The organism is Corynebacterium sp. CMW7794 (assembly GCF_001563605.1).
GTDB lineage: Bacteria > Actinomycetota > Actinomycetes > Mycobacteriales > Mycobacteriaceae > Corynebacterium > Corynebacterium phoceense.
Map to the genome: position 1 here is coordinate 163,780 of NZ_KQ961714.1, position 15,181 is coordinate 178,960.

14 protein-coding genes and 1 tRNA gene are annotated in these 15,181 nt (G+C 63.1%); 7 read left to right on the forward strand and 8 right to left on the reverse strand.

All coding sequences use genetic code 11. The features are described 5' to 3' along the window. Positions 1-18: 18 nt before the first annotated feature. Positions 19-282 carry a hypothetical protein gene (locus HMPREF3227_RS02420; RefSeq protein ID WP_066509896.1) on the forward strand — a complete coding sequence of 88 codons (264 nt, stop codon included), beginning with the start codon at positions 19-21 and terminating at the stop codon, positions 280-282. Positions 283-319: 37 nt separating this feature from the next. Further along, positions 320-1,033: a hypothetical protein gene (locus HMPREF3227_RS02425; protein ID WP_066509898.1), complete on the forward strand. Its 714-nt coding sequence runs from the start codon at positions 320-322 to the stop codon at positions 1,031-1,033. Between the two features lie 98 nt (positions 1,034-1,131). Here the strand turns inward: HMPREF3227_RS02425 and HMPREF3227_RS02430 are convergent, their stop codons facing one another. From HMPREF3227_RS02430 to HMPREF3227_RS02440, 3 genes are all read right to left on the reverse strand, one after another. Further along, positions 1,132-1,611 carry a hypothetical protein gene (locus tag HMPREF3227_RS02430; protein WP_066489472.1) on the reverse strand — a complete coding sequence of 160 codons (480 nt, stop codon included), beginning with the start codon at positions 1,609-1,611 and terminating at the stop codon, positions 1,132-1,134. Next, on the reverse strand, positions 1,611-1,817 hold the full coding sequence (locus HMPREF3227_RS02435; RefSeq protein WP_066490372.1) for a helix-turn-helix transcriptional regulator: 207 nt from the start codon (positions 1,815-1,817) through the stop codon (positions 1,611-1,613). The genes HMPREF3227_RS02430 and HMPREF3227_RS02435 overlap by 1 nt, the downstream gene beginning before the upstream one ends. Before the next feature lie 708 nt (positions 1,818-2,525). Beyond that, entirely contained in the window at positions 2,526-3,749 is a 1,224-nt protein-coding gene (locus tag HMPREF3227_RS02440; RefSeq protein ID WP_066509900.1) for a glycosyltransferase, read from the reverse strand. A gap of 180 nt (positions 3,750-3,929) precedes the next feature. On the opposite strand from HMPREF3227_RS02440, the gene rfbB reads away from it, so the two are divergent. Next, positions 3,930-4,931: a dTDP-glucose 4,6-dehydratase gene (gene rfbB, locus HMPREF3227_RS02445; protein ID WP_066509902.1), complete on the forward strand. Its 1,002-nt coding sequence runs from the start codon at positions 3,930-3,932 to the stop codon at positions 4,929-4,931. Then, on the forward strand, positions 4,932-6,305 hold the full coding sequence (rfbD, locus tag HMPREF3227_RS02450) for a dTDP-4-dehydrorhamnose reductase (protein WP_066509905.1): 1,374 nt from the start codon (positions 4,932-4,934) through the stop codon (positions 6,303-6,305). 298 nt (positions 6,306-6,603) lie between these two features. Here rfbD and HMPREF3227_RS02455 read toward each other — a convergent pair whose 3' ends face one another. Continuing rightward, entirely contained in the window at positions 6,604-7,224 is a 621-nt protein-coding gene (locus tag HMPREF3227_RS02455) for an MBL fold metallo-hydrolase (protein WP_066509908.1), read from the reverse strand. Between the two features lie 45 nt (positions 7,225-7,269). Then, positions 7,270-8,364, reverse strand: a complete 1,095-nt coding sequence (locus HMPREF3227_RS02460; RefSeq protein ID WP_066509915.1) for an S-(hydroxymethyl)mycothiol dehydrogenase — start codon at positions 8,362-8,364, stop codon at positions 7,270-7,272. Positions 8,365-8,467: 103 nt separating this feature from the next. Between HMPREF3227_RS02460 and rfbA the strand changes: the two genes are divergently transcribed. Next, positions 8,468-9,334 carry a glucose-1-phosphate thymidylyltransferase RfbA gene (gene rfbA, locus HMPREF3227_RS02465; protein WP_066509918.1) on the forward strand — a complete coding sequence of 289 codons (867 nt, stop codon included), beginning with the start codon at positions 8,468-8,470 and terminating at the stop codon, positions 9,332-9,334. A 145-nt stretch (positions 9,335-9,479) separates the two neighbouring features. On the opposite strand, the gene HMPREF3227_RS02470 is transcribed toward rfbA, so the two are convergent. Continuing rightward, complete coding sequence (locus HMPREF3227_RS02470) at positions 9,480-10,310, reverse strand: GDSL-type esterase/lipase family protein (RefSeq protein WP_066489441.1); 831 nt, start codon at positions 10,308-10,310, stop codon at positions 9,480-9,482. 178 nt (positions 10,311-10,488) lie between these two features. Between HMPREF3227_RS02470 and HMPREF3227_RS02475 the strand changes: the two genes are divergently transcribed. Beyond that, positions 10,489-12,132, forward strand: coding sequence for an AMP-binding protein (locus tag HMPREF3227_RS02475; protein WP_066509920.1), 1,644 nt, complete (start codon positions 10,489-10,491; stop codon positions 12,130-12,132). Positions 12,133-12,262: 130 nt separating this feature from the next. Here HMPREF3227_RS02475 and HMPREF3227_RS02480 read toward each other — a convergent pair. Together HMPREF3227_RS02480 and HMPREF3227_RS02485 are read right to left on the reverse strand one after the other, a co-directional pair. Beyond that, positions 12,263-12,338: transfer RNA gene (locus HMPREF3227_RS02480), tRNA-Thr, on the reverse strand. Positions 12,339-12,402: 64 nt separating this feature from the next. Further along, positions 12,403-13,620 (reverse strand): DNA polymerase III subunit delta', encoded by a 1,218-nt coding sequence (locus HMPREF3227_RS02485; RefSeq protein ID WP_231725074.1) that lies wholly within the window; start codon positions 13,618-13,620, stop codon positions 12,403-12,405. A gap of 28 nt (positions 13,621-13,648) precedes the next feature. On the opposite strand from HMPREF3227_RS02485, the gene HMPREF3227_RS02490 reads away from it, so the two are divergent. Beyond that, positions 13,649-15,163, forward strand: a complete 1,515-nt coding sequence (locus HMPREF3227_RS02490; RefSeq protein ID WP_066509924.1) for an adenylate/guanylate cyclase domain-containing protein — start codon at positions 13,649-13,651, stop codon at positions 15,161-15,163. The last annotated feature ends 18 nt before the right edge of the window (positions 15,164-15,181 follow it).

Sequence of the window (15,181 nt, forward strand, 5' to 3'; positions counted from 1 at the left end):
GGTCTCTACGACCCAGACATGGGCCTGGCCGACGCACAGTTCTCCCCCGCCATCCAGGGTGCCTTCGATAACTTCTTCAATAACCGCACAGCCTCGGACAGCGTGGGCATCCGCAACCACGACGTGAACATGTGGGACCACACGGCCGCCTACTTCGCTAACACCCCGAGCATCATCGGCTACGGCCCCATCAACGAGCCCCTCGGCCAGCGCGGAGACCATCCCCTGCGCGCTCGACTTTTGTTCCGAATCCACGCTGCAGAAGCTCCGCAACCTGAATAAGCAGGTCCGCGACGTCATCCGCCGCCACGACTCGGAGGTGGGCATCTGGCTCACCGGCTACGTCACCACCGTCATGGGCGCGCCCGCGCACATGGGCACGAAGCCGGATGCAAATACCGTCTACGCGTTCAACTCGTATGCGCAGGTGTGCACCATCCCGCTCGAATTCCCCGAGGCCGTCTGCGAGCCGGATCACCGCAAGGCCATCAACCAGTCCTGGGCCTACGCCAACTCGCAGAACATGCCGGCGGTCCTCGCCGAGTTCGGTGCCTCGAAGAACCCGAACCTGCTGCGCAACCAGGCTCGCCTGTCTGACGAATACATGCAGTCGCGCTTCCACTGGCAGTACGGCGGCTACGACCCGGCCACCACGGCGTCCTCCTGGAAGGATCAGGCTTTGGGCATCAATCCGGCGCGCCCCATCACCGAGCCCGGCAACACCAACTGGTCCAACGTCAAGCAGCTGGCTACCCCGTACCCCTCTGCCGTCGCGGGCACGCCCACCGGCTGGAAGACGGACGGGGCCTTCACCGCGACGTGGAACACCGCTCGCGCGGACGGCTCCGGCGCCTTCGAGCCCGGTGCTGAGTCCACCATTAAGGTGCCGAATATCTGGGCACCCAATGGCTACCGCGTCCACGTCGAAGGCGGCCACACCGTGAACACCCCAGCCGACGGTATCTTCCGTGACGTCGACCTGCGCATCGCCGCCGACGCCGGCGCCGTGAAGGTCACGGTTACCCCGGCCTAGCCGCTTCATCTGCGCAGAAGGTGTGTGGCACATGGTGTATTTCACCCTCCAGGGAATGAAATACACCATGTGCCACACACCTTCTGTGTTTTCGCTCCTTAATCCTCCAGCTGTGCGTCCAAACGGCGTTGGTCGCGACCATGCTGCCAGCGCCGGAAGACGGGGACAACGAGGAAGGCGATGGCCACGCCCACAAACCCACCACCCACGAAATTGTCAGCGAAGTCGCTATTGGCCTGCATAAGGCGTACGTAGAGCCCCACGAACATGATGAGCTCGACGACGAGCAGCGGAATCATAAACGACCACCGGCGTGTCACCGACGGACGCGGCATCTGGGTCTTCAGCCACGTGGAGGAGATAATCTCTCCTGCCACCAAAGGCACAAAGACGGCCAACGCCCACAGGGCATGCGCACCAGGCAGGACCCAGGCGAGCACGGCGCCGGTCACGATGGTCATTACCTGGATAACCAGGAAAGCCACGGCGAAGGACTTGTACAGGGAATCACGCTCGAACTCGTCGCGGGCCGCGCGGTCAACCTCGTTGAATGAATAGCGTGCAATCGTGTTAATCATTATTCTTCGTCTCCTCCAAATATCTCCTCGACGGTCTTGCCCAGTTCCTGACAAATTGCGAGAGCCAAGTAGACCGATGGCGAATAGTTTCCTCTTTCGATATTGGCGATGGTCTGGCGTGAGACACCGACCTTGTCTGCAAGCTCCGCCTGGCTCAGTTCGTGCCACCGGCGCCACTTGCGCACCATGTTTGCGTGCTCTGGCATTGTCACCTCCATATCAACCTTTCATGACCAAGTGTAAAAGAAACTTGTCATTATGGCAAGGGAACTCCCGGTTTTGTTGAGCTTCCTGGCGGAATGCCTACCGACGGGGAGACTGGGATACAGTAAAAAGCGGCCTGTTTCTCCCTAGTACACGTGGGGAGAAGCAGGCCGCTTTCATTGCCGCTATTCATTTACAGCGCAGGTACAACATCCGCGCAAAGGGACCGACAAGACTCTGTACACCGTGACCTTCGTTGAAGGTCGCATACCGTTCTAGAACGGAAGATGGAGCTCCGGCTGCGAGGCCGGGGTGGGAACCGGAAGCTGGAACTGTGCAAAATTCTGGGGGGAACATGATGTCTCCTTCTGAAGTGTGATGGATATGTACTCGGCAGCGTGGACCGGTGTGACCCGACGGCCCGCTGCCGATGACTCACAATCTAGCGCCGTTTCCGCTCCAGCAGAATCCCGCGGCACGAGCCGCGACCTGCGGAAATACCGATCTTTGGAATTGCGTGGAAGCCTTCCCAGGCATGGCGTGGCCAGCACAGATTCCCGTTGCGCGCGTTGCTCGTACGAGCCAATCTGGGAGTTGGCACATAATGACTAAGGGTTCCCTGACACCGCAGAAAAGGCGAGGTCAGAGAAAAATAAATCCCCTCGCATGACACTCAACGGCGACATGCAAGGGGGGGGCGAACAGAGCGGCTAGAAGCGCTCCTCGATGAGCGTTGCGGCGCGCGGCGCACCGCCGGCGGCCTCGCAACCCTCGAGGATGGCGTCCAGGCCGTGGCTGACGGTGAGCGCGGCGACAATCTTCTCGTAGAGTTTCTCCGGCGTGACATCACGGCCGGGGATTGCCTGGCCTACGCCCGAGGCGAGGACGCGCTGTGCCACCTCGTGCTGGTCGCGACCGAAGGGCACGATGACCATAGGGACGGAGCGCATGAGAGCCTTCTGCATGACGCCCATGCCGCCGTGGCCGATGAGCAGCGCCGCGTGGTCCAGAATCTTCGCGTGGTCGCCCAGGCGCACGATGGTGCAATTACTATTCGGGCGCAAGAGCTTGGGCTCGATGGCACCCGTCGTGACCACGACGTGCATCCCCGTGCCGTCGAGCGCGTCGAGTGCGGACTGCGCGAGCGCCGTGTCGTTCTGGAACTCCGTGGACAACGTGACGAGCACGATGGGATCCGTAATGCCCTCTGTGGGATCGACGATGCCCTCACCTGGCTCCGGAGACCACAAGCCAGGTCCGACTTCCACGATGTGGTTCGGCCAATCCGGGTGCGAGTACTCGAAAGGCTCTGCCGTGTAGCTAATGATGAGCGGCGGAATGTCGAGGATATCGAGCACGTGCTCGAGGGGATCCACACCATGTTCCTCGCGCACGGCGTTGACGCGCTTCTTCAGCTGTGTGTCCCACAACAGCGGGATGGCCCTGCGCAGCACCGCCGCCTTTGCCTTCTCAGCACGCGTGCGCGGAATGCCCATGCCCACGCCGTACGGCGGCGCGACGTTGGAAGGATATGGCAAGAAGGTCGGCGACCACACGGCCCACGGCAGGCCGGACGTTTCCGCGGCCAGCTGCGCGCCAAAGACAGTCACGTCGCAGAGCAGGAAGTCTGGCTTCGTCTCCGCGATGAAGAGCTCGAACTCGTCGCAGTCGTAGGGAATGCGCTCGGCCAGTTGGTCGAAGACGAGTTGCAGCGCCGCAAAGCCGGAGGGCGCGTCCCAGTCATGGAGTTCCTTATTATCCGAGCGGTCTTCGTGCGGGCTCGCGTGGAAGCCCAACGCGTTCATGCGCTCGACCTCGTTGGGAATCGTGCGGAGGAAAATCTCGTGGCCACGCGACTGCAGCTCCAAGAGAGTATCGACCACCGGGTACAGGTGCCCCTTCGCCGGCGATGTCATAACGGCAATGCGTGCCACGGGAAAATCCTTTTCATTCGTTAACTTTGTGCAAACCCCCATTTCCTGAGATTTTCTTCATCAGTCAATGCGAATACTTTCTTGGAAGCATTCTCACAGGTAACGCGCGCCCCGCCACGCATCTCCCTATGCAACTGTGGTCAGAGAAGCGTCCCCGCGTGGCGACTAGGATGGACAACCATGCACAGCATGCTCGTTACCGGCGGCGCCGGCTTCATCGGCGCCAACTTCGTCCGCCTCGTCAACGCTACGCGTGACGAGATCAAGGTCACCGTCCTCGACAAGCTCACCTACGCGGGCAACCGCGCGAACCTCGCCGGGCTGGAGGGGGTCGAGTTCGTCCACGGCGACATCGCGGACGCCACCCTCGTCGATGAACTGGCGCAGAAGAATGACGTCATCGTCCATTTCGCCGCCGAGTCCCACAACGACAACTCGCTCGAGGACCCCTCCCCGTTCATCCAGACCAACCTCGTAGGCACGTTCACGCTCCTCGAGGCCGCGCGTAAGCACGACGTGCGCTTCCACCACGTTTCCACAGACGAGGTCTTCGGCGATCTGGAGATCGGCGCGGACACCAAGTTCACCGAGGCCACGCCGTATGCGCCGTCCAGCCCCTACTCCGCGTCGAAGGCGGGCTCGGACCACCTCGTGCGCGCCTGGGTGCGCAGCTTTGGTCTGCGCGCCACAATTTCCAACTGCTCGAATAACTACGGGCCGTACCAGCACATCGAGAAGTTCATCCCCCGCCAGATCACCAATATCGTGGACGGGCGCTCGCCGAAGCTCTACGGCACCGGCGAGCAGGTCCGCGACTGGATCCACGTGGACGACCACAACCGGGCGGTGCTCGACATCCTGGACAAGGGCATAATCGGCGAGACCTACAACATTGGCGCGGACCAGCCAGATATCAACAACAAGCAAGTCATCGAGCTCATCTGCACGCTCATGGGCCTCGATCCCGCTGACGGCTACGAGCACGTGAACGACCGCCCGGGCCACGACCAGCGCTACGCCATGGACGCGACGAAGCTCAAGCGCGAACTCGGCTGGCGGCCGCGCTTCACGGACCTGCGCGCAGGCCTCGAGCAGACCATCGCGTGGTACCGCGACAATGAAGAGTGGTGGCGCCCGGCCAAGGACGCCACAGAAGCAACCTATGCACAGCGAGGACAGTAAATGCACATCGAGAACACCACCATCGACGGCCTGCTCCTCGTCCGCCTTGACGTCCACGGTGATAACCGGGGGTGGTTCAAAGAGAACTGGCAACGCGAGAAGATGGTCGCCGCAGGCCTGCCGGACTTCAAGCCGGTGCAAAACAACGTCTCGCTGAGTGCGAAGAAAGGCGCCACACGAGGCCTCCACGCCGAGCCCTGGGACAAGTTCATCTCCGTAACTACCGGTCGTGCGTTCTGCGCATGGTGCGACCTGCGCGAAGGTTCGGAGACTTACGGACAGCTCGTCACCGCCGAGGTCGGCCCCGACACAGCCGTCTTCGTCCCGCGCGGCGTCGCCAACGGCTTCCAGGCCCTCGAGGACGACACGGCATACACCTACCTCGTCACCGCGCACTGGTCGTCGGACGCGCGCTACGCCGCGGTTAACCTCGACATGGTCGATTGGCCGCTCGAGCCCACCGAGATCTCCGAGAAAGACCGCGCCCATCCCCAGCTTGCCGATGCCCCCTCCATGGCCCCACGCCGCATCCTCGTCACCGGCGCCAACGGCCAGCTCGGCCGCGCGCTGCGCCCGCTCCTTCCCAACGCAGAGTTCGTCACCCATGCGGAGTTCGATATCACGGATGACTCCGCGTACGCGGCGCGCGATTGGGAGCAGTACTCCGCCATTATCAACTGTGCGGCGTATAACGACGTCAACGGCGCGGAGACCGACCGCGCGGGCGCCTGGGCCGTCAACGCCCTGGCCCCGGGCAAGCTCGCCCGCGTAGCCGCCGACCACAATCTCACGCTCGTCCACGTCTCCACGGACTACGTCTTCGACGGCTCCCACGAGGTACACACGGAAGACGAGATTCCCTCCCCGCTGTCTGCCTACGGCGCGTCGAAGGCAGCGGGCGAGGCGGCGGCATCGGCAAGCCCGAAGCACTACATTGTGCGCACGTCGTGGGTCTTTGGCGACGGCAACAACTTCATTAAGACCATGGCGAACCTCGCGCGGCGCGGCGTCGAGCCCGCCGTGATCCATGATCAAAAGGGCCGTCCGACCTTCGCGGAGGACCTGGCGAAGGGAATCACCCACCTTCTTCGCGTCGGGCCCGACGCGGCTCCTTACGGGATTTACAACCTGTCCTCCGAGGGCGACGCCGTGGGCCGCGACGAGATGGCCATGGCCACCTTCATCGGGCTCGGACACGACCCCTCCGAGGTCACGCCGGTCTCCACGGAGCAGTACGCCGAGATTGCCGGCCCCGAGGCCCCGCGCCCGGCCCACTCGACCTTCGACCTCTCCAAAATCGAGGCCACCGGCTTCACACCCATGAACTGGCGCGCGGCGCTCGCACTCTACCTCGCGCTCTTGCCCGAAGACTAACGACCTGCGGATTTCCCCCTTAATTCTGCAAAATACCGGTTACGATCCTTGCATTGCAGGGATCGTAACCGGTCAATTGCAGAATCATGAACGGTTCTGCCGAATATTGGCCGCGCGTCGTTGACGGCCCCGCCCCGCCTTCCGTGCCGTCATCACGGGCACCGGCCCGTGTCTCACCCTCGACGACGGAACGGTGACGTTCCCCCTCGCCGCGTTCCGTCCGTAGGCCCCTCCCACAAGACGACCGGCGCCGAGCACCGCAGTCGCGGGCCCGGCGCCGGTCGCACGATCAGAGGCGTTAGTAGCCGCGCTCGACGTATTCGTCGATGCGCTCGGCCTCCGCGCCGACGGTCGTCTGATCCCCGTGGCCCGGCAGCACCTTCGTGGCCGGCGGCAGGTGGAAAATGACGTTACGCAGGGACTCGACGATCTGGTCGAAGTCGGAGTACTTGCGCCCCGTGGCGCCCGGGCCGCCATTAAAGAGCGTGTCGCCAGAGAGCAGCGCGTTCTCGTTCTTGATGTAGAGCACCACGCAGCCCGGCGAGTGACCCGGAGTGTGGAACACGACGACATCCTCACCGTCGATGGTGAAGGTCTGGTTGTCCGCGAGCGGCGTGTAGTGCGCGTCGCCGTTGGATTCTTCCCACAAGGGCTGATCATCCGGGTGGAGGTACACCTCGACACCGTAATGCTCCGCAATCTCTGGGGCGAGCTCACAGTGGTCGTTGTGGGCGTGGGTAAGGAGGATCCCACGCACGGGGCGGTCGCCGACCTCGTCGTAGATGCGCTCGGCGTTGTGAGCCGGGTCCACGATGTAGCAGCCGCCCTTGCCGCCCAGGATGTAGACGTTATTGTCTACGTCCCACTCGTTGCCGTCGAGGCGGAACTTGCCAGAGGTAACAAAGGAATCGATCTTCATGGTCTACCTTTCTTCCTGAGTTTGGGTCGTTTACCCGCAGGATACCTAAAGCTCCACAACCGAGCGCAGGACCTTGCCCGCCTTCATCGTCGCGAAACCTTCCTCGACGTCGTCGAGACCAATGCGTTCAGAGACGAACTTATCCAGCGGGAACTTACCCGCCTGGAACAGTGCCGTGTAGGCCGGGAAATCGCGCTCAGGCAGGCAGTCGCCGTACCACGCCGGGCGGATGGAGCCGCCGCGGTCGTAGACGTCGATGGCCGGGATATCGATATGGTCGGTGAGGTTCGGTACGCCCACCATAACGAGGCGTCCTGCGAAGTCGCGCGAATAAAATGCCTGGCGCCAGGTGGGCTGGATGCCCACCGCGTCAATGGCGACGTCGGTGCCGAAGCCATCGGTGAGCTCACGGACGGCATCGATAACTTCTTGCTCCGACTTGCCCTTGGAATTGATGGTGTGGGTCGCGCCGAATTCCTTCGCGGTGGCGAGCTTTTCGTCATCAAGGTCCACCGCGATGATCTTCGCCGCGCCCGCGAGGTGCGCACCGGCCACCGCGGCCGTGCCCACGCCGCCGCAGCCGAAGACCGCGACGGACTCGCCGAGCTGCACATCGCCGGTGTTCACGGCAGCGCCGAGACCCGCCATGATGCCGCAGCCAAGCAGGCCTACCGCGGCCGGATCAGCACTCGGATCGACCTTCGTGCACTGCCCCTCGTGGACGAGGGTCTTCTCCGCAAAGGCACCAATTCCCAGCGCCGGGGTGAGCTCCGTACCGTCTTCAAGCGTCATCTTCTTCGACGCATTGTGGGTATTAAAGCAGTACTTCGGCTCGCCCTTCTTGCATGCACGGCACTCGCCGCACACCGCGCGCCAGTTGAGGACAACGAAATCGCCGACCTCGACGTGGGTTACCGCGTCGCCCACGCGCTCCACGATGCCAGCGGCTTCGTGGCCGAGCAGGAACGGGAACGCGTCCTCGATATCGCCGTCGCGGTACGCCAAGTCCGTATGACAGACGCCGCAGGTCTGGATCTTGACAATAACGTCGTTGGCGCCTGGGTCCGGGATAACGACAGAGACGGTTTCAACTTCGGCGCCCTTCGAACGGGCGATGACTCCTTGTACAGTTTCACTCATGTGGCCCACTCTACTGATGGCCCAGGTCACATGCTGAAAATCGTTTTCGTCTCGAACCCGTGCCGCGCCGTGCGACGCGACGCGTGGGATAAGCTAAACCCCCATGAAGGGAATCATCCTCGCCGGCGGGTCTGGCACGCGGCTCTACCCCATCACCAAGGGCATCTCGAAGCAGCTCATGCCCATCTACGACAAGCCGATGGTCTACTACCCGCTCACCACGCTCATCCAAGCGGGCATCCGCGAGATCCTCATCATCACCACGCCCGAAGACCAGGCCGCGTTCCAACGTCTCCTCGGCGACGGCTCACACTGGGGCCTCATGCTTGACTATGCCGTCCAGCCCCGCCCCGAAGGTCTCGCCCAGGCTTTCCTCATCGGCGAGGACTTCATCGGTGACGACGACGTCGCCCTCGTCCTCGGCGACAATATCTTTGACGGACACGGCTTCTCCTCCGCGCTCACGCACTGCCAACACCCCGACGGCGGCACCATCTTCGCCTACGAGGTCTCTGATCCCCAGCGCTACGGCGTCGTGGAGTTCGATGCCGAGGGCAACGCTCTGTCCATCGAGGAGAAGCCCGCAGCACCCAAGTCCAATTACGCGGTGGTGGGACTCTATTTCTATGACAACTCCGTTGTCGATATCGCCCGTTCCATCACACCCAGTGCCCGCGGGGAGCTCGAAATCACCGCCATTAATGAGGAATACCTCCGCCGTGGCCGCCTGCACGTCCAAACCATGCAGCGCGGCGACGTGTGGCTCGACACCGGCACCATCGACTCCATGAGTGAGGCCGCGTCCTACGTCGAGGTCCTCCAAAAGCGCACCGGCACCATCATCGGCTCACCCGAGGTCGCCGCATTCAGGGAAGGCTTTATCTCTCGCGAAGCCCTCGCTGCCCTAGCCGCACCCCTCCAGAAGTCCGGCTACGGGGACTATCTCCTCGCCTCCGCACGGGACGACTAACCACGCAACGCGCCCAGCCCACCTCGAGCCGTGCGGGTTTGTCATTCTTATGCCAATGGTCAAACGCTCCGCAAACGTACACAAGGCGGACACACGTGGTGTCCGCCTTGAGCGGTGTTGCTGTGGCCTTCTTTAAGGCCTGACTTTAAGACGCAGCGACGACGTTAGCTACATGCTCGTGTCCGCGAGCATTGATGTGGATGGGCAGGTTGCCCGGGCCACCGCTGAAATCAATGAGGCCTGCCCACATGCGGTTGTTATCGCCGGCGCACATGCCGTTGTTACGCGTAGAAGGCTTCAGGTCGAGGAACTCCGTGCGCGTAGCTGCGGCAAGATCCACCTGCATCCACTGAGCCTTGTCCTCCCAGGAACGCACCTCGGGCAGCGCAGTAGCGTCAAGGACGCCACCGTTGACGTGGAACAAGCAGTAACGGTCGCCAGAGCCAATCGTCGGGTAGCCGACAATCTGAATGCGTGCGTTCGGGGCGGCAGCACGGATACGATTGACGATGGGCGCGTTGTAGGCCACCCAGCGGTTACGAATATCCTGCATACTCAACGAGCGATTGTTGTACGTGTCGTTGAAGCCGGTCGCGTAGATCACGCGCGAGGTGGCGCCAGTGAGGGCACCGGTGCGGATGGCTTCGTCGACCTGCGTGGACATCTGCGGGCCCGGGGCCATCGACACAGCACCAGAGCAGGAGAAGTCACGGACAGGGAGGCCAAGCTTCGCGCCCGCGCGCTTGGCAAAGTTAAAGGACTGCGGGCAATTCGTGCCAAGGGGGCTAGTGGAGCTCATCTTGGCACCCAGGTAGACATCGGCGCGCGGATCCGCAAGGACGGAGTCACCGAACGCAACGAGGTTGCGCTCCTGGGCGACGGCCTGCGGGGCAGCAACACCGAGTGAGACAGTCGCGAGGACTCCGGCAAGCGTCGCCGTGAGAGACTTCTTCAACGATTTCTTAGTAAAGAGCATGAGTTACTTCCCTGCTAGGTACTGGGACGGCTATGTTCCGAAACAAAACTACACTATATTGTCACACGAGTAACGTGCGCAACACTCCATCTGGTGAATGCAACGGTGCTTATGCCTACGGCGATAGTTAGATATACCCTGATTGACACCCGTCACTTTAATTAAAGGATGATCCCTCATGACCCTCTCGCTCTCTAGCGTGCCGTTCTATGCGAAGGCTTTCGGCGCTTTAGCGAAGACCCTCGTCAGCAGCGGCATCGTCAGCCCCGAGGGCGGACCGCGCGCCATGGCATCGCTGCCGGGAGTTCTTGCCCGTTACAGGTTCACCACCGCACGCGAGCTCGAGCAGGGCTACCTCACGTGCCCCGAGCGTATTGCTCTCATTGACGATGACGGTGCTTTGACCTACCGTCAGCTCCGCAACGAGGCACGCACGTTTGCGCGTCACCTGCGTCACCACCACGGCGATGACATCCGCCTCGGCGTCATGGCGCGCAACGGCCGCGGCATCATCACGCCGCTTGGTGCAAAGGGCTACGCAGGTGCCACCATCTACCTGCTCAACATCGGCTCCTCTGCAGAGCAGCTGCTGGGCTCCATGGAAGAAAACCGCATCAATGTGCTCGTCGTCGACGATGAGTTCTTGCCGCGCGTGCCGAAGAACTACAGCCACGACCTCGAGCTCATCGTCGCCCACGAGGGCGACGGCGCAGCCGACCATGGCCTGACAACGCTGGACTCCATCGTCCGACGCCCGGAGCTCGTTGCCGACGAGAAGCTGCCGGCGTTCCCTAAGCACGGCGATATCGTGCTCATGTCGTCCGGCACGACGGGCATCCCCAAGGGCATCATCCGCCCCGAGCCGAAGTTCCCGTTCGTGCTCAGCACCGTCATGGGCAACGTGCCGTGGCGCGCCGACCAAAAGATTCAACTCACCGCGTCGATCTTCCACACGTGGGGCTGGGCATGCCTCAACATCGCGCTGGGCGCACGCAACACCATCGTGACGCACCGCGTCTTCGACCCCGTCCAGTGCCTCGATGACATCCAGCGCTACCAGTTGGACGGCCTCATTTCTTCGCCTGTGTTCTACCGCCGCATGGTCGAGGCCGATCCTGAGGGCACGTATGACACGTCCTCCCTGCGCTTTATCTGCTCTTCCGGCCACGCACTCACGCCAACCCTCGTCGAGGAAACCATCGATCGCTTCGGCCCCATCCTCGCCAACATCTATGGCTCGACGGAGCTCACGCTCGCCGCAGCCGCGAATGCCGAGCAGGTTGCCTCGGATCCGACGCTCGCGGGTTCCGTCGCCACGGGCACACGCCTGAAGATCCTCGACAAGGATGGCAACGAGCTGCCGCGCGGCGAGGAAGGCGAGATCTACCTACATAACTCCATGACGCTCACGGGCTACACGAAGCCCGGCATGGAGGTCAAACGCGTGCAGGGTCTCGTGTCCATCGGCGACTTGGGCTACATCGACGAGGAGGGTTACCTCCACGTCGTGGGTCGCGCCGACAACATGATCATCGTGGGCGGCGAGAACGTCCACCCGGAGTCCGTCTCCGAGGTGCTGGAGTCCATGCCAGGCGTCCATGAGGTCTACTCCGGTGGCGTCGATGACGAGGACCTGTTCAAGCGCGTGGCAGTCTGGGTTGTCCGCACGAAGGACAAGCTGGGCGAGGCACTCACCGAAGACGCCATCCGCGAATTCGTCGAGGAGAACCTGGCGTCACATTCCGTCCCGCGTGACGTCCACTTCTTGGACCGCCTGCCGCGCAACCCCACCGGCAAGGTCGTGCCGCGCCTTCTGGGTTAGGCTTTCTGGACCGCATCCGGTACCACCCCCAGTCGCTTCGGCGACTGGGGTGTGCTCGTTTTGTGCGCGGCGTGACACCGCGAAACCCCCAGCTAGAGAAGCTATCTAGGCTTTCTAGCTGGGGGTTTAGTGGAGCCGCCTGTGAGAATCGAACTCACGACCTTCTCATTACGAGTGAGATGCTCTACCGACTGAGCTAAGGCGGCACGCTGCATGTAACAGCGTGCATAAGCTTAGCGGACAACCGTCCCAGTTAAAAAATCGGGCCGGTCAACGGGCGCGGCAGGCTATGCGCAGGCGTCCTACCAGCCCGTTGAGCGCCATCGTGGGATCGAGGTTGACGAGCAAACGCTCGCGGCACAGGACAATGGCGTTCTGCGCCGCGACGAGGCCTTCCTCGCTCACGCGCGCGGCGAGATCGCCTGCGAGACCAGAGAAATCGGGGTGCGTGGCCTCCACCGCAGCGCCAACTTTAAGCATGAGCGCGTCGCGGTAGATACCCATGAGGTCAACCAAGGCGGTATCGAGCAAGTCGTATTGCGTACGCTTCTGGCGCGAGCGGCGCGCTGGCTCCCGTTTCTTGATCTCTTTCTTAATCTCGCTCTGCACCTTCGCCGCGCCCTTGCCCTTCGCGCCGGCGCCGAAGGCCATGGCGATTTCCTCGTCCTCCTTCGCGTTTTTGGCCTCGTTGATGGTCTTCGCCTCGTTGGTCACGTTGGTGATAAGCCGCGAGGCCGCGACAAAAGCGCCCGAGCCATGAAAGATGTCCTCGGCCAGGTTGATGGCCATGGTGCGGCGGCGCTGGGCGTCCGTATTCTGCACAAGCTGGCGTGCCCTGCCGACGTTGCGCAGGCTGGTGACGGCGGCGAGGCGGGCATCGGCAGGCGAGGCTCCTTCCGCAACGAGATCCTCGACGATCTGATCCACGGTCGGCGCAGGGATATAGAGGTGGCGGCAGCGCGAGCGCAGGGTCTGCGAGAAATCCTCCGGCGCCGTCGAGGGCGCGCACAAAATGAGTACCGTCGTCGACGAAGGCTCCTCGACGGTTTTGAGCAAGGAGTTGGCCGCGGAGTCCGTGAGACGATCCGCCTTGTCATAGATGACCACGCGCCACGGTGCGACGGTGGGACGCGTCGCGGCGTCACGGATCATGTCGCGCACGCCGTCGACGCCAATGGTGAGCCCCTCAGGGCGGATGAATACCAAGTCGGTGTGCCGTGGTTCCGGCCCAAGAATGCCGCGGCAGGTCTCGCACGTGCCGCAACCGCGACCGGGCTCCGCAGGACACATGAGCGCGGCCGCGAACGCCTGGGCCGCCAGCGCACGACCGGCGCCGGGCGGGCCGGTAAACAGCCAGGAATGCGTCATTGCACGAGGGTCGGTACCAGGCAAGCCATGCGCCGCGGCGGCCGCGGCGAGGATGGTGTCGCGGACCGAGGGGGCATCGGCAAGCCGGGCAGCGACAGAGAGATTTTCGGGGGAACTCACCCGCTCCAGCCTAGTAGAGTATGAAGTTATGAACAGACTCCTGCGCGCAGCCGGCTGGCTCCTGCACACCTCGTGGCCGAAATACGCGGCGCTGGTGCTGGGCGGCAATATCGCGGGAGCTATCGCCGTCATGCTGTTTGTGGTGGCGCTGCCCATGCCGGAAGTACGCGCATTCGCGGAACGCTTTGACAGCCTGTGGGCTATCGGCGTCGCTTACGTTGTCTTTGCCGTGCTCGTGGGCATGGTCGTGACGAGCTTTATTTTCCGGCCGGTCCTCGATTGGCAACGCAGTCCAGATACGCACGATCCCAACATGGTGCGCGGCTTGGTGCTGCGCATTCCTATCTATCAAGCGGGCGTGGCCGGACTCGTATGGGGCCTAGGCATCATGCTCACCGTCATCATTGCGGCGGCCGATTCCGGGCGGCTTGCGGTCATCATCGGGGTTTCGGGCGCGCTCGCGGCGATGATCGTCTGCCTACTCACGTACCTGCAGGCAGAGAACCTCGTGCGTCCCATCGCGGCGGAAGCGCTCGCCCGCCGCTTTGAGGACTCCACGCTCGAGCCGCCCGTGAAGTATCGCCTCATCACGGCATGGATCATGACCTCAGGCGTGCCGCTCGTGGGCATCATCTTGCTCATGAGGGCGCGCTACGCCGGGTGGTTTGATGGGGACCTCTCCATTCTTATCGCGGGCCTCGCCGCCGCCGCACTCATCACGGGTTTTGCCGGCACGTATTTTTCCATGCACTCCGTCGTCGACCCCATCCTCGAGCTCCAGGACGCCATCCGGCGCGTGCGCCTGGGCGACAAGGGCGTCCAGGTCGATATCTACGACGGCTCGGAGCTGGGCGTGCTGCAGGCCGGCTTCAACGAGATGATGAAGGGCCTGGCCGAGCGCCAGCGCGTGCGCGATATCTTCGGCCGCTACGTCGGCACCGAAGTCGCCCAGCGCGCGCTCGAGGAAAAGCCGCAGCTCGGCGGCGAGGACCGCAAGGTCGCCGTCATTTTCGTCGACGTCATCGGCTCGACCACCTTCGCGGTCAACCACACCCCGGAGGAGGTCGTGGAGGCGCTCAATGAGTTCTTTGAGCGTGTCGTGGCTGTCGTGCACCGTAACAAGGGCATCATCAACAAGTTTCAGGGCGACGCGGCCCTGGCCATCTTCGGCGCGCCACTCACGGTCTACGACTCCACGTCGCTGGCACTGCAGGCCGCGCGTGAGCTACGCCTGGAGCTGCGCGATCTGGAGCTGCAGGCAGGCATCGGCGTCGTGGCTGGCCACGTGGTCGCAGGTCACATCGGCGGCGCGGACCGCTTTGAGTACACCGTCATCGGCGACGCGGTAAACGAAGCCGCGCGCCTCACGGAGCTCGCCAAGGACACCCCGGGCCGCGTGCTCACCAACGCTGCCACGCTCAAGACCGCGAACGAGGCGGAACAAGCCCGCTGGACGCTCATGAAGTCCATCGAGCTGCGTGGCCGCCGCCGCATGACGCAGCTCGCGCGCCCCATTCGCGCGACGCTCGCGGACCGTTCCTAGCCCGCACGAGCTGCCAAA